General features: G+C 71.3%; 15 protein-coding genes. 4 read left to right on the top strand and 11 right to left on the bottom strand.

What is annotated here, in order from left to right; all coding sequences use genetic code 11:
• The 3 genes from QLQ12_RS47130 to QLQ12_RS28760 all read right to left on the bottom strand — a co-directional run.
• Positions 1–220 (bottom strand): AbfB domain-containing protein (locus QLQ12_RS47130; protein ID WP_407651607.1); only part of this gene is annotated, 220 nt, incomplete at its 3' end.
• Positions 221–404: 184 nt separating this feature from the next.
• A complete protein-coding gene (locus tag QLQ12_RS28765; RefSeq protein ID WP_282763683.1) occupies positions 405–860 on the bottom strand; it encodes an SUKH-3 domain-containing protein in 456 nt (151 codons plus the stop codon).
• A gap of 30 nt (positions 861–890) precedes the next feature.
• Positions 891–1,877, bottom strand: coding sequence for an intradiol ring-cleavage dioxygenase (locus QLQ12_RS28760; protein ID WP_282763682.1), 987 nt, complete (start codon positions 1,875–1,877; stop codon positions 891–893).
• A gap of 370 nt (positions 1,878–2,247) precedes the next feature.
• Between QLQ12_RS28760 and QLQ12_RS28755 the strand changes: the two genes are divergently transcribed.
• Positions 2,248–2,955 (top strand): SAM-dependent methyltransferase, encoded by a 708-nt coding sequence (locus QLQ12_RS28755; protein ID WP_282763681.1) that lies wholly within the window; start codon positions 2,248–2,250, stop codon positions 2,953–2,955.
• Here QLQ12_RS28755 and QLQ12_RS28750 read toward each other — a convergent pair.
• The 4 genes from QLQ12_RS28750 to QLQ12_RS28735 all read right to left on the bottom strand — a co-directional run bounded on the left by QLQ12_RS28750 (position 2,908) and on the right by QLQ12_RS28735 (position 7,089).
• A complete protein-coding gene (locus QLQ12_RS28750; protein WP_282763680.1) occupies positions 2,908–3,462 on the bottom strand; it encodes a GNAT family N-acetyltransferase in 555 nt (184 codons plus the stop codon). The genes QLQ12_RS28755 and QLQ12_RS28750 overlap by 48 nt on opposite strands.
• A gap of 198 nt (positions 3,463–3,660) precedes the next feature.
• Entirely contained in the window at positions 3,661–4,500 is an 840-nt protein-coding gene (locus tag QLQ12_RS28745; protein ID WP_282763679.1) for a hypothetical protein, read from the bottom strand.
• Between the two features lie 390 nt (positions 4,501–4,890).
• On the bottom strand, positions 4,891–5,862 hold the full coding sequence (locus QLQ12_RS28740; protein ID WP_282763678.1) for a discoidin domain-containing protein: 972 nt from the start codon (positions 5,860–5,862) through the stop codon (positions 4,891–4,893).
• A 468-nt stretch (positions 5,863–6,330) separates the two neighbouring features.
• Positions 6,331–7,089 carry a hypothetical protein gene (locus QLQ12_RS28735; protein ID WP_282763676.1) on the bottom strand — a complete coding sequence of 253 codons (759 nt, stop codon included), beginning with the start codon at positions 7,087–7,089 and terminating at the stop codon, positions 6,331–6,333.
• A 378-nt stretch (positions 7,090–7,467) separates the two neighbouring features.
• On the opposite strand from QLQ12_RS28735, the gene QLQ12_RS28730 reads away from it, so the two are divergent.
• Complete coding sequence (locus QLQ12_RS28730) at positions 7,468–11,409, top strand: SCO7613 C-terminal domain-containing membrane protein (RefSeq protein WP_282763675.1); 3,942 nt, start codon at positions 7,468–7,470, stop codon at positions 11,407–11,409.
• 577 nt (positions 11,410–11,986) lie between these two features.
• On the opposite strand, the gene QLQ12_RS28725 is transcribed toward QLQ12_RS28730, so the two are convergent.
• Positions 11,987–12,511, bottom strand: a complete 525-nt coding sequence (locus tag QLQ12_RS28725; RefSeq protein ID WP_282763691.1) for a recombinase family protein — start codon at positions 12,509–12,511, stop codon at positions 11,987–11,989.
• A 126-nt stretch (positions 12,512–12,637) separates the two neighbouring features.
• On the opposite strand from QLQ12_RS28725, the gene QLQ12_RS28720 reads away from it, so the two are divergent.
• The gene (locus tag QLQ12_RS28720; RefSeq protein WP_282763674.1) at positions 12,638–13,066 is read left to right on the top strand and encodes a DNA-binding protein; all 429 of its coding nucleotides are present in this window, start codon (positions 12,638–12,640) and stop codon (positions 13,064–13,066) included.
• 93 nt (positions 13,067–13,159) lie between these two features.
• On the opposite strand, the gene QLQ12_RS28715 is transcribed toward QLQ12_RS28720, so the two are convergent.
• Entirely contained in the window at positions 13,160–14,521 is a 1,362-nt protein-coding gene (locus QLQ12_RS28715; RefSeq protein WP_282763673.1) for a serine hydrolase domain-containing protein, read from the bottom strand.
• A 20-nt stretch (positions 14,522–14,541) separates the two neighbouring features.
• Here QLQ12_RS28715 and QLQ12_RS28710 point away from each other — a divergent pair, with 20 nt between their 5' ends.
• Entirely contained in the window at positions 14,542–15,216 is a 675-nt protein-coding gene (locus QLQ12_RS28710; RefSeq protein WP_282763672.1) for a Clp protease N-terminal domain-containing protein, read from the top strand.
• A 192-nt stretch (positions 15,217–15,408) separates the two neighbouring features.
• Here the strand turns inward: QLQ12_RS28710 and QLQ12_RS28705 are convergent, their stop codons facing one another.
• Entirely contained in the window at positions 15,409–20,016 is a 4,608-nt protein-coding gene (locus QLQ12_RS28705; RefSeq protein ID WP_282763671.1) for a molybdopterin-dependent oxidoreductase, read from the bottom strand.
• 177 nt (positions 20,017–20,193) lie between these two features.
• Positions 20,194–21,249 carry a DUF3068 domain-containing protein gene (locus QLQ12_RS28700; protein ID WP_282763670.1) on the bottom strand — a complete coding sequence of 352 codons (1,056 nt, stop codon included), beginning with the start codon at positions 21,247–21,249 and terminating at the stop codon, positions 20,194–20,196.
• Positions 21,250–21,304: the final 55 nt, after the last annotated feature.

Raw genomic sequence — 21,304 nt, 5'->3', positions numbered from 1 at the left:
CGCCCGCGCGGGGGGGCGGCCCCCCCGCCTTTCCGGGTGGGGCGCCCGCGAACGATCCACCGGTAACGGCGCGGAGCCGCACCACACTGCCCGCATGCCGCAGGAACCGGCCCGGTTGATTGACCGCTTCGAACGAATGACAGCGAGGATCGGACAGACCCGCGACGGTACGGAAGGAAGCGTCCCGCCGCGCCCCGTCTCCACTGATCGCCGCCGTCAACTCCGCTTCGCATGGTCGACAGCGAGCGCTTCCGCAGCCGCAAGCGTTGCGGATCGCTGCCCTGGCATCGGTCAACTCGACAACATCGCGACACGGCCGGCGTGGCGACTATGGCGTAGGTGGCGGGCCGCCGTCCGGCAAGGACCGATCAGCGTAGAGCTGCCGACATCCAGACCCGCCGCGATCACTCGGGAAGCCACTCCGGAGCAATCCCCCGGACCAGGCTTTCCAACCCTCGCTCCCGCACGCCCAGAGCGCCGACGCGATCCATCATGAGAAAGATTCCACCGTCCTCGTCCATGACGATGAAGAACTCGCGCCGGCTGGACTCACCCAGAGGATAGAAATGCTTCCCAAGATCGACTCCCCACTCTGCGATGCGATCCTCTTCCCCGCTGCAAGAGGTGGGGTAGAGCGAGAACGGCTCACGTGCGCAGGTGAGGCCGGAGCCGCTGACATCAACCGCCAGCCCACCGAATTCCGACAAGAACTCCTCCGCAGCAGCGTGAACTCGGAATCCTTCGGCGGCCAGCAATGAAGTCCACCTCCGGGGAGCAACACTCCTACCGGGATACCACTCTGCGTCACGGAGCACTCGCTCGGTCTCCCAGCTGAACCGCCCGGTTATCCCCTCAGCCATCAGAAAGACTCCCGGAGACCTCGTGTCAGGTCAGGCCGGCGGCGCACCCGAGGGCGGGGTGCCACCGGGGCCGCCACCAGGGCCGCCGCTCGGCGGGGCTCCGCCGGGCCGGCCCTGTCCGCCACCGCGGCGTGCCGCGCCACCGCCGGCGGCGGGTGACGTCATGGTATCCACACCCACGCTGAGCGCCACGGCGTACCCACTGCTGACATCGCCCGTGACGGTGGCGAGCTGCCTCGCCGCCGAGTCGTCACCGAACACGTTGTCGGTCGCCAGGGTGAGCCGGGCCAGGTTGGTGACCGAGGACTCGTACCCCGCCTGCTTGAAGACGGTGTCGCAGTATTCCTTGGGGATCGCCACCTGTGAGGTGGCGATCCCCTTGGTCGAGTCGGCGATGCTCGCCTCGTCCGGGAACACCTCGAAGTGGATGTGCGGCCACCGGCCGGGGTAGTAGGCCGGGAAGATGCTGGTGAACCTCACCTTGCCGGCGGCGTCGGCGATCTGCACGCCGCGCAGGTAGTTCTCCGCGGTGACGCCTTCGGAGTACATCGAGTACCGGCCGGCCCGGTCACAGTGCCAGACGTAGACGGCGGCCCCGGCGAACGCGGTCCCGCCCTCGGCGAGGTCCTTGATCGTCAGCTCCAGGGTCATCGGCACACCCTCGGCCGTGGCACTGCCCTCGCCGAAGCTGGTCCGGATGTCGCTGCGGACGATGCCGCTCTGCTCCAGCGCGTCCGGCCCGTTCGACCCGTCACCCGGATAGGGACCGGCCGTCTCGTCCGGGATCTCCGCCGAGTTCGTGGCGGCGGTGGACCCGGACGAGGCGGCTGAGGCGGCCGGCTCCGACGACGGCGAGGTGCAGGCGGCCAGTCCGAGCGTCGCCGCGCCGACGCCGAAGGCCCGCAGGATCTGCCGCCGCCCCATCAGGGTGCCCAGGTCGAACCCGAGGCCCTGGTCGAACACCTCCTCCTCGGGCTTGGCGAGTGGGCGTCCCTGATAGGTCGGACGGTGTTTCACGATTCCTCCGATATGCCGCTCGGTGGGGGTACCCGGCCATGCAAACACCGAAGGCTATGGACCGCCTGTCAGCCAGGCATGCGTCACGCAGCCGAGGCCGAGTAGCTGTGGTGACGAAGTTCAAGCCGCCGCTCGACGAGGTGATCTCGTAGCCGAACTGGATCGTGCTGAGCATGACGTCGCCGTACCACCCGCGGGCCCGGATCCAGTTGAGCACCGCGCGAGCATCGACGCACGTCTAACTTGGGGATTACCGGAACCCTGAGTCCGATACGGCCGAGGTGCGACGCGAAAGTTTCCGGCGGATTCCACCAATCCAAAGTGGATCTACGATAAGGTCGCGGGACATCGATGCGGATCGGGGGAACCCATGATGGAGGAGACCGCGCCGACCGGGCCGGGCACCCGACTCCCCGCCCGTGAGAACCGGGCGTTCCTCCAGCGTGCGGTGCGGTTCATGGCCGTGGAGGCGCGCATCGGCCAGTTCCTCGACATCGGCGCCGGCCGGTTCACCGCCGGCAACACCCACGACGTCGCCCAGCGCCGCGTCCCGCAGTGCCGGGTCGTCTACGCCGGCACCGAGCCGGCAGCCGACGCGCACGCCCGGGCCCTGCTCACCAGCAGCCCCGAGGGCGCCACCGGTTACATCGAGGGAGACCTGCGACAGCCCCGGGAGATCCTCGGCCACCCGCGATTCACCGAGATCATCGACCTCGACCGCCCGGTCGGGCTGATCCTCATCCCGGTGCCGCACGTCGTCCCCGGCCACGCGCAGGCCCGCGACAACGTCCGTGAGCTGCTCGCCGCCCTGCCGTCCGGCAGCTATCTCGCCGCCTCCAGCTTCACCCTCGACTACAACTCGCCCCAGCAGGTGGCGATCGCCCGCCAGACGATCGCCCGGGATCAACCGGAAGCCCACCCGCGCAGCCGCGCCGAGTTCGCCGAGTTCTTCACCGGCCTCGGGCTGATCGGCCCCGGCATCGTCCCGGTTTCCGAGTGGCTCCCGGAAGTTCCGGCCCACCAGCGGCCGTCACCCGAGCAGATCGCGCTCCTCGGCGCCGTCGGCCGCAAACTCTAGATCACGCCGGTAACGGACCTCGTCGAGCGGGAACCCCCATGAGTCGTCGGTCTTCGCCACGCCGTCCGGGCGCCACCCGGCAGCCTCGTAGAACCGCCGGGCCCGGGCGTTCGTCCCCAGCACCCACAACGTCGCCTGCCGGAAACCCGCTTCGGTCAGCCGCCGCAGCGCGGCGGCCATCAACTCCCGCCCCGCACCCCGGCCCCAGTAGGCGGGGAGCAGGTAGATCGCGGTGATCTCGCCGGTCTCCCCCGGTTCGGCGTCCGGGTCCCGGCTGGGCATGATCGCGACGAAACCCGCCACGCCGTCCGGCGATTCCCATGCCAGGATGGCGGTGGGCGGACGGAGATCGGCGAGCCAGCGCCGCCAGCCGGGCTCACGCTGCGCCGGGTCCAGTGAATCCAGGTAGTCCTGCGGAATCAGCCCGGCATAGGCGGCCTGCCAGGTGCGGACGTGAACCTCCGCCAGCGCGGCGGCATCACCGGGAACAGCGGCACGGACCGACATGCTCGGAGAGGATAGACCGCTGCCCTCTCCCGGTTCGCTTCATTTTTTCGCCTACAGCCACGCATGCGGCGCCGTGAGCCACCACTCGGCGTCGCCTCCCGTTCCCCTGCCGTGGAGGGCGGGGCGGCCCTGTCACGAGTGTGACGGTGGTGCGAGCGCCGCCTCGCGCCCGTACCACCGTCACGTCTTGCAGAGGGATCAGCGGCGCTTGGTGGTGGCGCTCTCCTGCGGGGCGGCCTCTTCCTCGGCGGCGCCCTTGTCGGCCGCGCCTTCCTCGGCCGCGCCCTTGTCGGCGGCGTCATCGGCGCCGGCCGCGGCGGCTACCGCCTTGGCGTCGGCGAGCGCCAGGCAGGTCTGGAGCAGCGCCTGCTGGGCGGCGGTGACATCGGCCGCGGCGTCGGCCTGCTCAGCGGCGCCCTTCTCGGCGCCCTTACCGGCGGCGCCCTTCTCCGCGCCCTTACCGCCGGCCGCGCCGTTCTCGGCGCCCTTACCGGGAGCGCCCTTCTCCGCGCCCTTACCGCCGGCCGCGCCGTTCTCGGCGCCCTTGCCCGCGGCGCCCTTGCCCGCGGCTTCGGCCTTCTCCGCGGCCTTGAGAGCCTTGGCGTACTTCTTGGCGGCGGCATGGTTCTCCGCCATGGCCGCCTCCGGGTTCTCGGCGGCCTCCTCGGCCTCCTCCGCGGCATCCGCGGCGCCGGCCTCACCCGCGGCGGCGGCCACGTCGGCGGCGAACGTGTCGCAGGCGGTCTCCAACGCGACGGCCGCGTCGGCAGCGGCCTCCCCGGGAGCCTGGGCCTGAACCGGGGCCAGTTCCTCGCCGTCGCAGACGACGGTGCCGCCGTTGATCGCGAGTTCGGCGCACTTGGAGACGTCGAACTGCTGACCGTCCACGTTGACCACGTCGGCGGCCTTCGCCTGGGTGCTGGCCGACGCCAGCTGGACGCCGGCCACGCCGCTGACAACCAGCACTCCCGCGACCACCGCCGCGCCGATCGTCTTCCGCCGATTGTCCGGGTTCCGTCGGTACGAGCGGGCCCTCATAATCACTCCTCGTCGTGGGACGTCGATGTCATCGGTCGGGGTGCCATACGGGCGCCGACGGCCGAGAGGTTCAACACCAATGTCCGAGGCCGCGCGTTTCAGTCGCTCCCCAGGCGACGAAACCGCAGCTCAGAGCGGGCGATAAGGGTGCCCGGAAAATTTTTCTGGGACACCGCGGAAGGGGGACTTATCGACGGCCACACTCGACGGCCGATCCCCGGACGCGATTGACCACTACGGAGAGTGAGCCTTGTCGGCCGATCGTTTTCCGCGCTACGGTGGGCGTGGTGGAGGTCTCCCGGCCCCGCCCACCACGGCTCCCGGGCCGCATCGCGCTGACCGCCGCCGACCCGGATCAGTGGGCCACGAGCCCGTTCACCGGCGCCCGATTCAACGGATCTCCCACTCGATCAGTGAGTAACCGTAGGAGCTGCTCCGCTTCGTGCCGTACATGCGGACATACCGGGCGACCGTGTCCTCGGTGACGGTAACCGTGCCGCCGGTGCCCGAGCTCGTCGACCAGATGGACGTCCAGGACTTTCCGTCGATCGAGGTCTCCACCCGGTAGGCGACCCCGTAAGCCCGCTCCCAGATCAGCTTCACCTCGGAGATCCGCCAGTTCCGGCCCAGGTCGGCGCGGATCCACTGGGGATCGGAGAAGCCGCTCGACCAGCGGGTGGACTGGTCGCCGTCGCAGGCGAACCGGGCCGCCCACGGATCGCCCTCCGACGCGGAGGCGGTCACCGACGCCTGCAACGCCAGGTTGGCCCGTGAGGGGTTCGCCTTCCCGGTCACGGTGGGGGTCGCCGTCGCACCCGCCGGTGGCGCGCCATCGGCGGACGGGCTCGAAGCGCCACCCGACGGTGGGGCGGCCGAACCCGGCGCGGCGGGCCTGCTTGTCCCCGAGGCGCCCCCGCTCGGTGAGGCGGCCGCGGCGGGCGGTTCCGGCACGTTCGGTGCGGCGGATCCGTCCGGCGGAGCCCCGGCCTCGGTGGACGGCACTCCCCCGGTGGCGCCGATCGCTGCCGCCGCATCGCGGCCCGGCATCCGGCCGGTGGCCGCCAGCCCGATCGGGACGGCGAGCACCGCCGCGACCCCGGCGGCGATCCAGGGCCACCGGCGCGGGGAGGTCCGGGTGTCCCGTACCCCATCGGGTGTGGCGACTAGCGGACCCGCGCCGTCTGTGCCCGCGGCGCCACCGCCTGGTTCGGGCTGCCGGGCGTCGGGGTTCGCCGGCGGCCGGGCGGTGCGCGGAAGTGGACGCTGCGGCATGCGGGTGAGCCGGAGGTTGTCCGCCCGTGAAGGCCTGCGCTGTTCCCCGGACACCGGATCCACCGGCAGCCCGCCGTCACGCCCCTCCACGCGGATTCCTCCCGCTCGGCTCCTCGTCGGCCGCGCGGCCGACGCGCAGTATCTTGGCTCAAGACCGGGCCCGGCGGTGACCGCGCGAGCGCCGTGACGGCGGCTCCGGGGCGGGGTGCAGGCATCGCCCGGCCGAAAGTGAGAGCGATCACATAGAGCGTGTCGCGGCGGGATCGTGCAGGTCAGCACCTTCTTCTGTGCGCTTTCTTTACGATTCTCCACACTCCGTCAGCGGGCCGCCGCCCAGCGCCACTGTTCGGCGAGGCCGCTCGGGCCGGGTTCCGCGACCGGATGGCGGCCGGCAGCGCCAGGCCGAGCGCGCAGAGCAGGATGAGCACCCGAGCCGGGCCAGGATCGCACGGCACACAGGTGCCCATCGCTGAGAACTCATCGCCTACCCGATCGTCTCTCACGTCGCCCTGGGCAAGCTATGCAAGATCAGGTACTGGAGGTCCCGCTTCTCCGGTTTCAGGGCTCCTGTGTGCTTTCCGTGGCAAAAAGGTCGGCTGACGCGACGAGCTTGCGGACGGCCGCACCAGCGATCTTCTTGAGGTGACGGTCCTGCGGCTCGGCCGCTCCGACCAAACCCACGACCATCGACACATCCCGGTACGCGACCTGCGCCAACTTTCCGTGCATCGTCATCTCGACGCCGTCGAGGTTCATCATCATGATCATGCCGACGGTCCGCGACTTGTCGCCGAGCAGCGGGTCCCAGTCCAGCGACCGCATCGTCACCTTGACACCCTCGGCCTCCACCACCGGGCACTTGTTCAGCACCAGGTCGAGGTCGTTGACCATGTCGACAGCCGTCTCCTCCCCGGTGATGGCCAGCGTCTCCACCGCGACCACGGCCTTCTCCTCATGGAAGAACAGGGCGGCGGCGGCCGGCGGGCCGGCGGGCTTCTTCGCGGCCGGGGCCTTCGGCTCGCCCGCCTTGACCGGCTCGGCCGGCGGCCGGCCCGGCGTCTGCTTCGCCTTGGCGGGAACGACGCACGGGTCGGCGCCCGGCCGGCGCTCGCCGAGCATCGCCCGGAACATCTCGACGAGGTAGGTGTCCTCCTGCTTCTTGAAACCCGCGGGCAGGTCCTTCGCTGTGACCAGCGCCTTCCCCAGTTTCTTCAGCCGATCCGCCGGCGCGGCGTTGTCGGGTGGCCCGGCGTTGTCCGGCTGTCCGGCCGCGACCGTCGTGGGCGGTGGGCCGGCGAACGCGGGCGCGGGCATCACCGCACTCAGGGTCAGCCCGGCGGAAAGGGCTAAAACCGCCGGAAACTTCAGTGTTTTCTGAGCTAATATCCCCATTCCTCCAGGCTAGTGAGCGGCTCTCCCGCCAGTCGGGATAGTGACGATCTCGACGACCACCGTGAGAGCCCGCTCGGGCGGAACCGGCGCGACGTCGGCGCGAGCGGCCAAGCGGCACGAACGCGCCGCGTGGATCGCGCGGGTCGAACAGCGTGCTTGACCACTCCGAGCCCAGCACCACCAGGAGGCCCCCGTCATCAGGTCACGGACAGCGATGGCATTTGCGGCGGGAACCTCCTTCCCCGATTCGCATCGATAGGCGAAGCTTGCTGTCCCACCTCAGCGACAACCTCGGGAACGGCCTTGACCACCTCTTATCCCTGCCCACAGTGCGGGGCGACCGCCTCCCTCCCGAACGGCTGTCCCGCCTGCGGAGCCGGACCCGACACCGACGCCGCGGAGGTGATCCGCCTCGACGGCGAGATCGCTGATCTCCGCCGGCAACTCGAGGAGGCCCGGGCCCGGGTCAGCGGCCTCGATCGGCGCATCCAAGACGCCCACAGCCGCCGCAGCCACCTCGCCGCCCGCGTCGTCGCCCGCCGCGCGCAGGCCCTGCATGCCCCCACCACCGCGCCCGCCGCCGCTTTGCCTGCCAGCACCGCTTCGACCGCCGGCACCGCTTTGCCCGGCAGCACCGCTTTGACCGCCGGCATTGCCGCGCCCGCTGCCGTCACCGTCGCGGAGCCGCGGCTCAGCACGCTCACCGTGCAGAACGTCCTCTTCATCCTCGGCGGGCTGCTGCTGGTCGTCGCGGCCGCCGTCTTCACCGCCGTCGCCTGGGCACAGGTCGGCGTCACCGGCCGGGCACTGCTGCTGGCCGGCGCGACCGCCGCGATCCTCGCGGTCCCCCCGTTCGCCGCGCGGCGCGGCCTGACAGCCGCCGCCGAAACCCTGACGGCCGTCGGCCTGCTCATGATCCTTCTCGACGGCTACGCGGCGTGGGCGGTCGACTTCCTGTTCGTTCAAGCCCTCCACCCCTCGGCGTACGCGGCCGCGGTCCTCACCTTCACCGCGGTGACCGCGCTCGCCTACTCGTGGCCGACAAAACTCCATGGCCCGCGCATCGCCGCGCTACTCATGGCCCAGCCCGTGTTCCCCCTCCTCGCCGACGCCGCCGACGCCGGACCGACCGGATGGTCCCTGGCGTTCAGCGCGATCGCCGTCCTCGACCTCGCCGCCCTACGGGTGCGCCCGGCACGGTTCACCCAGGACGGGACGGGCATCCTCGCGTACGTCTGCGCGACCCTCGCCTCGGCCGTCGCCGCAACGATCGCGTTCGCGGGCCTGGTCCCCGCCACCACCCCGCGCACTGCCGCCGAAGCCGGCGCCAGCCTCCTGCTTCCGCCACTGATCGTGCTCGTCTGGGCCCTCCTGGCCCGGCTGCCGCGCATCCAGGCGACCGGCGCGGCCCTGCTGGTGGTCGCCCTCGGGATCGCCGGCGCCCGCTGGGCGTGGACCCTCCCCATCGACATCCAGGGCTCCGAGTGGCCGGGCAGCCGGATCGCCCTGGTCGCCCTCGTCCTCGCCGCCGCGGGCGCCTTCCTCCGCCGTCTCCCGTCCTCGGCCGCAACCCCGGCCCGCACAGCCGGCCCGCGGGCCTCTGATCCCGCCGAAGGCTCGCCTGGCAACCCGCTAGCCCCGGACGACGACGCGGCCACCGCGGCGAACGGCGGCGCGGGGCGGGGACCTGCCGGCGCCCGGGGTGATCTCCTTCAACGGTGGCTGCCTTCCTCCGTGCGGAGCGGCGCGTGGGTGGGTGCGCTCATCGTCGCCGCGGTACCGGCGATCACCGTGGTGCTGGCCGCCGCTGCTGGAGCGATCCTCAGCGTCGGGGCAGCCGGACGAGTGTGGGCCACGCCGATGGGCGCGACCGTCACCGGACTCGAGCCGGACATGCTGGCCGCCACGGTGCTGACCGCGGTGGCGTACGCCCTCCTGCTGCCCCGCCGGACCCACGCGGACCTGGGCCTGACCGCCCTCGCCGTGCTGGGATTCCTGGTCCCGGCGGCCTTCGGCCTGCCGTGGTGGACCGCCGCGGTCGCCGGAATCGCCGTCGCCGCCGTGGCGCTGCTGCTCGCCGCACGGTCGCCGGTCCTGCCGGACGCCCTCTACCGGATCGCGGTGTGCCTGATCGTCGCGACGCACGCGGTGGTCACCGGCTGCGGGCAGGCCGCCGTCGCCGCCACCGTGTGCGGCACGATCGCCCTGCTCGGCCTCGGCACGGCCGGTGCCCTGCGCAACGCGCCCCGCGGCGCTGACGTCGGCGCCGGCTCGCTGATCGCGGGCCTCCTCGCGGTGCCGGCCGCGATGTGGCTGGCGCTGTTCGCCGCGGACGTCCCCGTAACCACGCGGGTGCGGGTCTCGCTGGGCTTCGTGGTCCTGCTCTGCGCGGTGGCGCACGCGGTGACCCGGCGGCTTCCGGGCTACGGGCCGTACGCGCTCGGAGTCGCCCTGGCCACCGCCGGCACCACCCCGCTCTGGGCCGCGGCCGGAGACGACCCGGTGGTCCTCTACGCGGCGGCCGGCCTGCTCCTCGTAGTGGCGTCGCTGCCGATCCCGGCCGCACGCACCGGAAGCGGCGCGGTCGCGGGGGTGCTGCCCGCGCTGGCGCTGTTCGCGCTGATCGCGGGCGACCTGGCGGTCGTCGTACTCGAACCGTGGTCCGCCGTCGACGACATCTGGTCCGGCGTTCCACCCCGGCAGTCGCCGGTGGCCTGGTCCAGCGTCGTCGCCCTCGCCGCGGCCGCCGTCGCCGCCGCGGCCGCCGGGTGGCTGCTCGCGCTTTCCACACGCGACTCCGCGAGCAGTCCGGCCACCGCCTCGCCGGCCCATCCCGGCGGCCCGGACGCCCCGTCAGCCACTTCCGCGCCGCCCATGCGGCCCGCCGCGAACGGGCCCTCGAGCGACACCACTAAGAACGGCCCCGTCTCCCCGGCGGCCCCCACCGCAGCGGCCACCCGACCCGCCGCAACCGAACCCCCAGACATCACCACACCGCCCGGCTCCGCCGCATCCGGCGCCCTGGACGGCACCACGCCGACCGGCTCCGCCGCATCCGATTCTCTGGACGGTGTCGCTCCGAGCGGCCCGGCCCTCGCGGCGGTGCCCCCGGCCCTGGTCGCGGTGTGGGCGGCGGCGCCCCTCGTGGCTCTCGCGGTTCCGATGGTGTTCGCCGCGGCGGGGGCCACCTGGCCGGCGGTCCCGATCGCCGCGCTGGCGACCGGCCTCGCCGGGCTGCTGGCGGTGACCTTCACTACGGCCCGCCACATGGCGAGCGGCCTGCTCGCGGTTCTCTTCGGAGTCCTCGCCGCCGCCGGTACGGCCGGATCCGCCGCCGGCCACGGTGCCACGATCGCCGCGTTCTCGCTCGTGCTGGCCGCGTCCGCGACCGCCGGGTTCGCCGGACGCCGGCAGTCCGACCGAACCGCCGGCTGGGCTGTGGCGGCGACCTCGACGGTCGTCCTGGCATACACCATCGCCGACCTCACCCACCTCGGGATCGGCGCTCCCCCGCTGTTCGTGCTGGGCGCGGCGGCCCTCGCGATAGCCCTGGAAGCGGCGCTGGAATCCGGTCGCCCCGCCGAGGCCCGGGCGCCGTTCGCCGTCGGCCACGCCTCAGCGGTGATCGCACTCCTGATCACGGACAGCCTGGGGTGGGCCGCGCTGGTCTGCAAGCTGTGGGCGCTGGTCCTGGCCGTCCGCGCGATGCGTCCCGGCGAGGCCAGGCGGACCCGGTTCCGGTACGCCCTCGCGTCCGGCTCGATCGCACTGGCCGGCTGGTGGTTCCTGCTGTCCTCACGGGACGTCGAGACCACCGAGATCTACACCCTGCCCGCCGCCGCCCTGGCCGTGGTCGCCGGATGGTTCGCCCGCCGCGCCCGGCCGGACCTTCCGTCCTGGACCGCCTACGGCGCCGCCCTCGCAGCCGCCTTCCTGCCGACGCTGGCCGTGATCGCCGACAGCACCGCCGGCGAACCGCACTACCCGCGGCGTCTGCTCCTCGGCGTGGGCGCCCTGCTGGTGCTGCTCGCCGGCGCACGGGCTCGGCTGCAGGCGCCGGTGGTCACCGGCGGCGGCACGTTGCTTCTGGTGGCCCTGCACGAGCTGATCCAGTTCTGGGACTTGGTGCCCCGCTGGATGCCACTCGCCGTCGGCGGTCTGCTGCTGGTCGGTATCGCCACCACCATGGAACAGCGCCGCCGTGACCTGGCCCGCCTCCGAGCCGCCGTAGGCCGCATGATCTGACCGCCAGCCGCGGCGTGTGACGGTGAGGCGCGATCCGCACCTCACCGTCACGCGCTCCACGACAACCGCGACGTGCCGAAGCCGGATGCAGGCGTCGAAGCACCCGGCAGCACAACCCACCACCGCACCCACCATCCCGACACGCCCCTGAGCCCAGCCACCAACCCGACCCGCCCAGACCCCCAGCCGTCGCCCAGCCACCCCACCAACCGCCCACTCCAGGCCTCCACTACGGCCGGGACACCGCAGAACTCGCCAGCCGTAGTCAAGCCACCTCACCGACCGCCGATTCGGGGGCTGCACCACGGCGGGCATGTGGCAACCACCGGCCGGCTCTGGGGCATTCGGGGCGGGGGGACGACGGCCGGGTGGGCTTGGGCGCGCCAGCCGTAGGCCCGTCCGCGGCTACGCGAGCCGGTCGAGAGGGCGGCCCTGGATCCGGGCGGCCAGCTCGGGGTCGATGGGGTCGAGGACGCGAGCGGGCCGGGGTCGCACGTTCGCCGGAAGGTCGGCGCCGGCGCGCTGGGCGTGCTCGGTTCGGGCCTGCTCGACGGCGTCCGGATATGCCTGGGCCTTCTCATGCGCGGCGAGCGCGCGGTAGATGCTGGCGACGCTGGGGTTGCGGCCGGTGCGTTTGCCGGTGGGGATGAACAGGTCCGGCCGGATTTGCTCGACGGTCTCTCCGGCGGCGCGCCGGCCGTAGCACGGTGTGCAGCATGTCCGGGGTGATGACGGCGGGTCGGCCGCCGTGTTTGCCTCTGCGGGCTGCGGCGTCGAGGCCTTCGAGGGTGGCTTCGCGGATGTTCTCTCGTTCGGTTTCGCCCATCGCGGCGAAGAACGCGAACAGCATGCGCCCGGAGCCGGCCGGGTCGTAGAGGCCGGGTAGCGGGCCGGCGAGCATCTCCAGGACTAGGCCGTGTGCGCTGAGGTGGTCGGCCAGGGCGGTGAGTTCGGCGGCGTCGCGGCCGAGGCGTTTCATCTCGTTGACGGTGAGGATGACTCGGCAGTGCGGGGCGTGGGCTTTGATCTGCCGGGCCAGCGCGAGGGCTGCCTCGAACTGCGGTCGCACCCGGACCCGGGTGGAGATCTTCTCGGAGAAGATCTTGTCGCGCGGGATGCCGTGCGCGGCGAGGGCGTCCAGTCGCGACTGCAGGAGAGGCGTAACCTCGCTTGAAGTGCTTTCAACTTTCTGTTGAAAACATGTCGTTTAATGAGGCATGCTGTCGGCATGCCTACTGTCTTCACCCAGCTCGATTCCCGTGCGCAACGCGCCGAACGCGCCTATCACGCTCTGACGCATCTCACCGAGCGGCATGCCGCCGATGCCGCGCGTCGAGCGCGGCAGATTCATCCCGACATGCCGGCCCCCCATGAGGTGGTTCGGCTCGTGGCGGGACTGGCCGGCGGCTCCATCCGCCCGGAGGCGGAGGAGCCAGCCATTGACCACGACGACCTCGTCGCTGCACTGACTCTCGTGCCGGGTATGCGAGCTGAGCTCGACTCGACCGAGCTGCTTCTGCTCACCATCGCCAGGAGCATGGGCATGACCTGGCAAGACATTGCCTTCAGTCTCGGCCTGAACACGGCGCAGGCTGCCCGGCAACGGTACGAACGCCTGGACGCTCGCTCTGAGAGCAAGCTGCCTGCCGACAGCTGATCTCCAGCTTCGCAGGGGCCTACCTCTTCCGCGCCGACGTAGCGGGCGGCGCTCGGCGCGCCGCCCGCTACGTCGGGCGATCGGCTGGCCGTATCAGCCGCCCATCTCTGCCACCGATGACGCATCAACACCCGACGCGAGTTGCCGAGTGGAATCTCCCGGCATGATCCGGCGCATGACCCGCATCCGCCATCGCAGAAGGGTCGGCACGCCCTGGTCGTCGAAGTCGAGGAAGGCGATAGGGCCGGCTGGCGAGTCGAAGGTCTGACGGTCGCGCGGTGCCAGGGCAATGTCGGGATGCCCGGGCGCTCGGACGAGCAGGCCGCCGCCTGCGGTGGTGATCTCGATGGTGAGGGCGTGGGAGGTATATCGGCCGGCATAGTGCGACAGGTCGACCGGTGCCGCTTCGGTCACGCCGCTCGGGATCGGCCCGGGCGCGTCGAGAAGTGCGTTGACTGCGTTGATCCCTTGGTCGGAGTTGGTGAGCACGACGACGGCGGTCCCGCTGATCGGGTCGGCGGCGAGGATGCCGGACTGGCCGGGATTGGCGCCACCGATCCGGACACTGGTCTGGGCGGCGTTCGCCCAGACCATCCATCCGAGGCCAGCGCCGAGCATGGTCGGCACACCGCCGGGGGCGGGCGCGTGCAAGGTGCGCATCACCTCGGTACCCGGTGAATCGAGATGCCACCGCAGGAATCGGCCGAGGTCGGCTGCGGTCGACACCAGGGTGCCGCCGGCCGGGTCGAGACCGCGGGTGCACATCGGATTGTCGATGCGGCGCGGCAGGGCTATCAGGTCGCCGTCGCGCACCGTGTGGCCGCGGGCGGTGCCGAGATCGTGCTCGGCGGCCGTGCCGGTCACGAAGTCCGTCTCCGCCAGGCCGGCCTCGTCGAACACCAGCGTGCGCATCGCGGCCCGCCACGGTTGGCCCAGCACCACCTCGGCCAGCCGTCCGGCAAGCGCGAAGCCTCCGTTGCAGTAGGAGAACGTTGCGCCTGGTGAGAAGAGCGACCCGGCGCTGCGCACCATCTCGGCGTAACGCGCGATCGCGTCGTCACCGTCGCCGGTATCCACGAACAGGTCACCGGCGTCCAGGCCGGAGGAGTGTGACAGCAGATGGCCCACGAGAACCCCTTCCCGGACGCCGGGCAGAAACCTGCCTACCGGGTCATCGAGCCGAAGTCGCCCCGCTTGCACACCGCACACCACCAGGTCGGCTGTGAGCAGCTTGGTGATCGACCCGATGCGGAACCGCGTCGCGCCGGTCACCGGCTCCCGTGAGGCCACATCGGCCACACCGGCCGTCCCCACCGTCAGCTTTCCGGCGTTGAGGCATGCCACCTGTACCCCGGCAACCGTCGGCAGTCCGGCCAGCCGCTCGGCCGTCCCCTGCGGGTCAGCCGCCAACGCCTGGATGGGGTTATGTGACGGGTTACTTGAAGGGTTATGCATGGGGTTATAGTATGGGGCGCATGGGCAAAGTCAACGTGTATCTCCCGGACGATCTGGAACGAGCCGTCCGAGCGGCCGGACTGTCGGTCTCCGCGGTCTGCCAATCAGCGCTGCAGTCGGCACTGGCCAAGCTGGGACAGCTGAGCAGCACAGGACAGGGACACTTCACCCCGCGCCTCACCGCCATCATCGACAGCCAGCGAACACTGCGCGCCGGTCAGGGACGTGACGTCTCCGCGCTCGACCTGCTGTGCGGCATCCTCAAAGACGGGGAGAACCTCGGCGCCCGAGCCGTCCAAGCCCTTGGCGTCGACCTGCCGGCCCCCAACATCCCGCAGGGCCCGGAAGGCACCGGTGCCCTCGCGCCCGACGCCCTCGAAGCGCTCGCCAACGCATTCAAGGTCGCCTTGGACATGCGGCACGACCACATCGGTACCGAGCACGTAGTGATCGCCATGGCAGCGGACGGAGCACCGGCGCACGACATCTTCGCCGTGCTGGGCATCACCGATCGGCTACTTCGCCAACAGGTCGAACGCATGATCGCCAACCCGTGGACCCACCAGCACGGGAAACCTGAAGTGCAACCCGACGCCTTCGCCCGGCTCGACGAGGAAGTCCGGCGTCTCGCCGCCGAGCTGGGAGAACTGCGCCGAAACGGACCCGGACAAGGGCCTGGTCTCGACACCGCTTGATCAGCCCGATCACGTTCTCGTGGTGGGTGGGCCAGATGCGCGCCAGGACCTCGTCGTCGACCTGGCGGACGGTCCGGCGCAGGGCGGCCACGCCGAGGCCGTGGTAGTCGGTGGAGCAGCAGACTGGCCAGGGTGAGGCACCACATCTGCTCGGTCTGCAGCTACGGCTGGGGGTAGGGGTGGCGGGTGTGGTCAGTAGACGTCTCGGACGTAGCGCTTCTCGGCGGCTAGCTGCTTGAGGTAGCTGGTGGCGGCTTCCGGGGTCAGGCGGCCGTGGTTGACGGCGATGTCGTGCAGGGCCTGGTCCACGTCGCGGGCCATACGGCTGGCGTCGCCGCAGACGTAGAAGTGGGCGCCGGCCTTCAACCAGGCCCAGAGCTGGGCGCCCTTCTCCCGCATCCGGTCCTGGACGTAGATCTTGGCGCGCTGATCGCGGGAGAACGCCACATCGAGGCGGCTGAGGATGCCGTCGGCACGCAACGCCTCCAACTCCTCGGCGTAGTAGAAATCGGTGGCGCTGCGCTGTTCGCCGAAGAACAACCAGTTGCCGCCGGGCGCGCCGGTGAACTGCCGTTCCTGGAGGAAGCCCAGGAACGGGGCCACCCCGGTGCCGGGACCCACCATGATCATCGGGGTGTTGGGGTCGGCCGGTGGGCGGAAGTGCGGTGCGCGCTGCACGAAGACCGGGACCGCGGCGCCGGCCGGGGCGTCGGCCAGGTGGGTGGAGCAGACGCCCTTGCGGGGACGGCCACGGTGGTTGTCGAAGCGGACCACCGAGACCGTCAGGCTCACCAGGGCCGGGTCGATGACCGGAGTCGAGCTGATCGAGTAGTGGCGGGGCTGGAGCTTCTTCAGGACGTCGGCCCAGTCCTGGGCGGCGGCGTCGACCGGGTGTTCGGCGAGGACGTCGACGGCCTGGCGGTCCCAGGTCCACTTGGCGAGTTCGCCCTTGTTGTCGGCGCGCAGCAGGGTCTTGAGGTGACTGGAGCCGCTGCGTTCGGCGACGAACCTCAGCAGGCCGGTCGTGATACGGGTGATGTCGAGGTGGTGGGTGAGCGCGTCGGCCAGCGGCACGGCGCCGACCCGGTGCAGGTCGACGGGGGTGTCCGCGGCCAGGCCGGTCGCCTCGAGCCATTCGGAGACGAGCGACGGGCAGTTGACCGGCCAGACGCCGAGCGCGTCCCCGGCCTGATAGGTGAGCAACCCGCCGGTGTCGAAGGTGAACTGCCGGACCTCCTTGGCTGATCCGGGCAGGTTGAGCAGCCGGTTCCCGACCAGCGAGGCAGCCAGCGGCGCGGCCTTGGTGGACCCGGCCGCCACAGCGGGCGCGATGACAGCGGCCGGCACAGCGGACGCGACGACGGCGGCATGCACAGCGGTTCGCCCGGTCAGGGCGCCCGGCACGGCGACCGCTATCGAACCGGCGACCATTCCGGCGGGCGGCCCCGGCACATCGGCCGGTCCGCCGGGAACGACGACGGACGGTTCGAGAGCCGCCGCCCCGGGAGCAGACAGGCCAGACGCGGCCACCCGGGGACCAGCCGACGTCGACCCGACGCCGGAGCCGACCGACGTGGCCGCAGCCATCCCCAGAGCAGCCAAGCCGGAAGCATCGATCCCACCGTCAGCCGGGCCGGTGACAGCCACTCCAGGACCAGCCGGGGCGGTCACAGCTATCCCCGAGCCGGCCGGTCCCGACTCTGCCGCTTCCAGCCCGGCCAGAGCATCCGGCGTGATGGAGGCGGGCGCCGCCGAGGTGCCCGAGCCGCCCGAGGACGCCGGGACTGACGTGGGAGGCGCGGCGGTGAGGGCTGCGAGGACCGAGGACAGCCAGCCGTCGGCGGTGTCCTCGAAGTCGGGCTCGCAGTCGGCCCGGGGCGCGAGCCGGACGGCGCCCAGTTCGGCCAGACGCTCGTCCAGGCGCCGCCCGTGCCCGCAGAAGTCGGCGTAGGTGGAGTCGCCGAACGCGAGCACCGCGAACCGCTGCCCGTCCAGGCGCGGCGCCGCTTCGCCGGCGAGGGAGTCCCAGAAGGTGCTGCCGTTGTCGGGCGCGTCTCCGTCGCCGAACGTGCTCGTCACCACGAGCAGGTCGGCGCCCGGATCGAGCAGGTCGGCGGCCGGCCCGTCCATGCCGATGACGGTGACCTGCCGTCCGGTCTCGGCCAGCCGCCCGGCCACGGTCTGCGCGAAGTCCTCGGCGTTGCCGGTCTGCGAGGCCCACAGCACCTGCAGGCGGTCTCCGGGCGGCGCGGCGGAAAAACCGGGGGAAACGGAGAAGGACCCCGGCGTGGGTACGGGTGAGAGCACCCCCGCGAGCAGCCCGTTCACCCACATGGCGGTAGCCGGGTCGAAGGGCGCGCTCGCCGGCAGGACCAGTGGTTCGGTCCTGTTCACCGCACCGGCCAGGAGCCCGGCCAGGTAGCGCCGCTGATCCTCGTCCAACGTGGGCGGTGTGGGGTCGAGCCCGAGCCGCTCATGCAGCGACCCCCGCCCGCCCGAGGAAGGCGCTGGAGGCAGGCCGTTCGTGGCCGACGCCGGAGCGAAGCCGTTCACGGCAGGCGCCGGAGACAGGCCGTTCACCGCACGCGCGGGAAGCGGGCCGCTCGCGGAAGGTGTCGGGGGGAGACCGTTCGCGGCGGACACGGGGCCGGCCGGCGGGGTGGGAGCGGCGGCGACCCTGGTGAGGGACACCGCGCACACCTTCAGCTCCGGCTGGAAGGACAGCGGGTCGACGGCGTCGCTGGTGACCGCGTTGACGCTGACGTACTCGCCGAAGAGGTCGTTCCAGTGCATCGGCGCGAAGCACGTGCCGGGCAGCACCCGGTCGGTGACGACGGCGGGCAGCACCGCCCGCCCGCGCCGGGAGGCGATCTCCACCAGGTCTCCGGCGGTGATCTCGGACCATTCCGCGTCCATCGAGTTGATCTCGATGAACGGCGCCGGGTTGAGCCGGTTCAGCTTGGCGATCTTGCCGGTCTTGGTCATGGTGTGCCACTGGTGCTGGAGGCGGCCGGTGTTGAGGACAAACGGGTAGTCGTCGTCGGGCATCTCGGCGGGATCGGCGTGCGGCCGGGGGTGGAAGACCGCCTTGCCGCTGGGGGTGGCGAAGCGGAGGGTCCCGTCGCCGGTGCGGTAACGGATCGGGTTGCGGCGGCCGCTTCCGGGCGCGGCCGGCCACTGCACGGGGCCGGAGGAGAGCTGTTCGTAGGTGACGCCGCGCAGGTCGTACCCCGTCTGCGGGTTGGTGAAGGTCTTGATCTCGGCGAAGATCTCCTCGGCGGACCCGTAGGTGAACGACGCGCTGTAACCCATCTCGGCCGCGACGCGGGCGATGATCCGCCAGTCGGGCAGCGCCTCGCCGGGCGCCGGGACGACCTCGTGGACCAGGGTGAGGTTCCGCTCCGAATTGATCATGATGCCGTCGCCCTCGGACCACATGGCTGCGGGCAGCGCGATGTCGGCGTAGGCGTTGGTCTCGGTCTCGGCAAACGCGTCCTGGGTGATGACCAGGTCGGCGGCCTCCAGACCGGCGATGACGGTTCGGCGGTTGCCGACCGAGGCGACCGGGTTGGTGCAGATGATCCAGCAGGCCCGGATCCGGCCGGCCGCCATCTGCTCGAACATGTCGACGGTGCCTTTGCCGACGTCGGTGCGCAGGGTGCCGGCCGGCACGCCCCAGGCGGTCTCGGTGAACTCCCGGTCGGCCGGCGCTAGCACGGACCGCTGGCCGGGCAGGCCCGGGCCCATGTAGCCCATCTCGCGGCCGCCCATGGCGTTGGGCTGGCCGGTGAGCGAGAACGGCCCGCTTCCGGTACGGCAGATCGCACCGGTCGCCAGGTGCAGGTTGATCAGGGCGTTGGTGTTCCACGTCCCGTGGGTGCTCTGGTTGAGGCCCATGGTCCAGAGGCTGACCCAGTTCCCGGCCTCGCCGATCCACTCGGCCGCGGTCCGGATGTCGGACGATGGGATGCCGGTGAGCGCGGCGACCCGGTCCGGCGGGTAGTCGGCGAGGAACGAGGGCATCGACTCCCAGCCCTCGGTGTTCGCCGCGATGAACTCCTCGTCGATGTGCCCGTCCGCGACCAGCAGGTGCAGCAGGCCGTTGAGCAGGGCCAGGTCGGCTCCGGGGCGGATCTGCAGGAACAGGTCGGCCTTCTCGGCGGTGGCGGTGCGCCGCGGGTCGACCACGATCAGCCGGGCGCCGGCTTTGACCCGTTCCATCATCCGCAGGAAGAGGATCGGGTGGCAGTCGGCCATGTTCGAGCCGATCACCAGGTACGCGTCCGCGTGGTCGAGGTCGTCGTAGGAGCCGGGCGGCCCGTCCGAGCCGAGCGACAGCTTGTAGCCGGTGCCCGCGCTGGCCATGCACAGCCGCGAGTTGGACTCGATGTTGTTCGTCCCGATGAAGCCTTTGACCAGCTTGTTCGCCAGGTACTGGGCTTCCAGGGTCATCTGCCCGGAGACGTACATGGCGAAGGAGTCCGGTCCGTGCTCGTCGATGATCGCGCGGAGCCGCCGGGCGGTCTCGCTGATCGCGGCGTCGACGCCGGCCTTCTCGAACGAGGCGCCCCGGTTCGCGCGGATCAGCGCGGTGTCCAGCCGGCCGGGCGCGGAGAGCAGGTCGACGCTGGTCGCTCCCTTGGTGCAGAGGCGGCCGGCGTTGGCCGGATGGTCGCGGTCGCCGCTCGCCTTGACGACCTTGAGGCGGCCGTCGTCCTGGCGTGCGACGTCGAGCACCAACCCACAGCCGACGCCGCAGTACCCGCACACGGTTCGCACTCCGGTGACATCGGCAGCCACGGACACCCCTTCACACTTAGTTCGCCCCAACTTAGGAACTCGGGGTTTCCGCCTGATCACTTGAAGGTGCGTCGCCGATTACCCGGAGGTCACGTCACCGGGGCCGGCGTTGTGAGGGACGAAAAAGCCCGCGCCACCGAGCGCGGAGGCTCGGTGGCGCGGGCGGAAAGCCGTGCGTTATGCCTTGTCGGCGGAGGCGCTGGCCTGGGTGGCCTCGGTGTTCGCGGCGTGCCGCGGGGAACCGGTCCACTGCGCCGGAACGCCGACCGTGGCGGGCTTGACCCGGCCGCGGACGACCAGGAGGCCACCGGCCGCGGCGAGGATCAGGCCGAGCAGGGCCAGGCCGAGCGGGCCCCAGAGGCTGACGATGTTGAGCAGGAAGATGTTGTCCTTCGCCGTCGCGGCCGCCTTGGTGACGGTCTCGTCGGTGTAGGCGAACGTCGCGTCGAGGACGTCGACGGAACGGTTGTCGGTGGACACGAGCTGCTTCTTCTGCTGCTCCTGGACCCGGATGAACTGGCCGGTGTTCGGCTCCACCCACACGGTACGGGTGTTGCTGTACTGGATCTTGCCGTCGGTCGCGCCGGGAAGCAGCGAGCTCAGGGCGACCGCGAGCCGGTCCTTCGGAACGTCCTGGGTCTCGTTCTGGATGGTCTGGGTGAACTGGTAGGTCTCCAGCCCCTGGATCTCCTCGGTCTTCACGAACTGAGCCGGGCGGCTCTCCAGGATGTCCCGGTCGAAGATCTTGTACGCGCCGTCCTTCGTGGTGCCGAACGGGAACTTGTAGATCTGGCCGTCGTACTTGACCGGCTGCCGGTCGCTGCCCGTGTCCAGCCACTGGCCCTTCCAGGCCTGGGCGGCGGCGGTCTTGCGGTCCACGGCGAGCGAGGTGCTGTAGGCGCTGATCAGGTCACCGGTGTCGGTGCGCTGCACCTGCTGGCCGGCCACCCACACCAGTGCGGAGCCGTCCAGGTCGCCTTCGAGTTTGGCGGTCGAGCCGGAGTCGGGCTGGACGGTGACCGTCGAGCGCAACGTGCCGGAGTTGACCACGACCTGGCCGTTGGTGATCTGCATGAAGCGGGCGTTCGGCGCCTCGGCAACCGACTGCGTCAGCTCCATGTCATAGGGGAGCTGCTTGGCCGTCGGTGCCACGACGAACGCGAGGCCGCCGGCGAACACCAGCGCCAAGACGCCGAAACCGAACAGTACGGTGCCGATGACGCGGGACTTCATATGTCCTCCACGAGGTGGAAACGAGATGGTGGCATGAGTGATGTATGCCGAGCTT

This window comes from Actinoplanes sandaracinus (genome assembly GCF_030009775.1).
Classification (GTDB): domain Bacteria; phylum Actinomycetota; class Actinomycetes; order Mycobacteriales; family Micromonosporaceae; genus Actinoplanes; species Actinoplanes sandaracinus.
Note: the sequence above shows the minus strand (reverse complement) of the source record. Positions and strands in the feature narration are given on the sequence as shown.

Coding starts and splice junctions, on each gene's coding strand:
- QLQ12_RS28765 (WP_282763683.1), bottom strand. CDS start 860: ATGGCTGAGGGGATAACCGGGCGGTTCAGCTGGGAGACCGAGCGAGTG.
- QLQ12_RS28755 (WP_282763681.1), top strand. CDS start 2,248: ATGATGGAGGAGACCGCGCCGACCGGGCCGGGCACCCGACTCCCCGCC.
- QLQ12_RS28750 (WP_282763680.1), bottom strand. CDS start 3,462: ATGTCGGTCCGTGCCGCTGTTCCCGGTGATGCCGCCGCGCTGGCGGAG.
- QLQ12_RS28745 (WP_282763679.1), bottom strand. CDS start 4,500: ATGAGGGCCCGCTCGTACCGACGGAACCCGGACAATCGGCGGAAGACG.
- QLQ12_RS28720 (WP_282763674.1), top strand. CDS start 12,638: ATGCCTACTGTCTTCACCCAGCTCGATTCCCGTGCGCAACGCGCCGAA.
- QLQ12_RS28715 (WP_282763673.1), bottom strand. CDS start 14,521: ATGCATAACCCTTCAAGTAACCCGTCACATAACCCCATCCAGGCGTTG.
- QLQ12_RS28710 (WP_282763672.1), top strand. CDS start 14,542: ATGGGCAAAGTCAACGTGTATCTCCCGGACGATCTGGAACGAGCCGTC.
- QLQ12_RS28700 (WP_282763670.1), bottom strand. CDS start 21,249: ATGAAGTCCCGCGTCATCGGCACCGTACTGTTCGGTTTCGGCGTCTTG.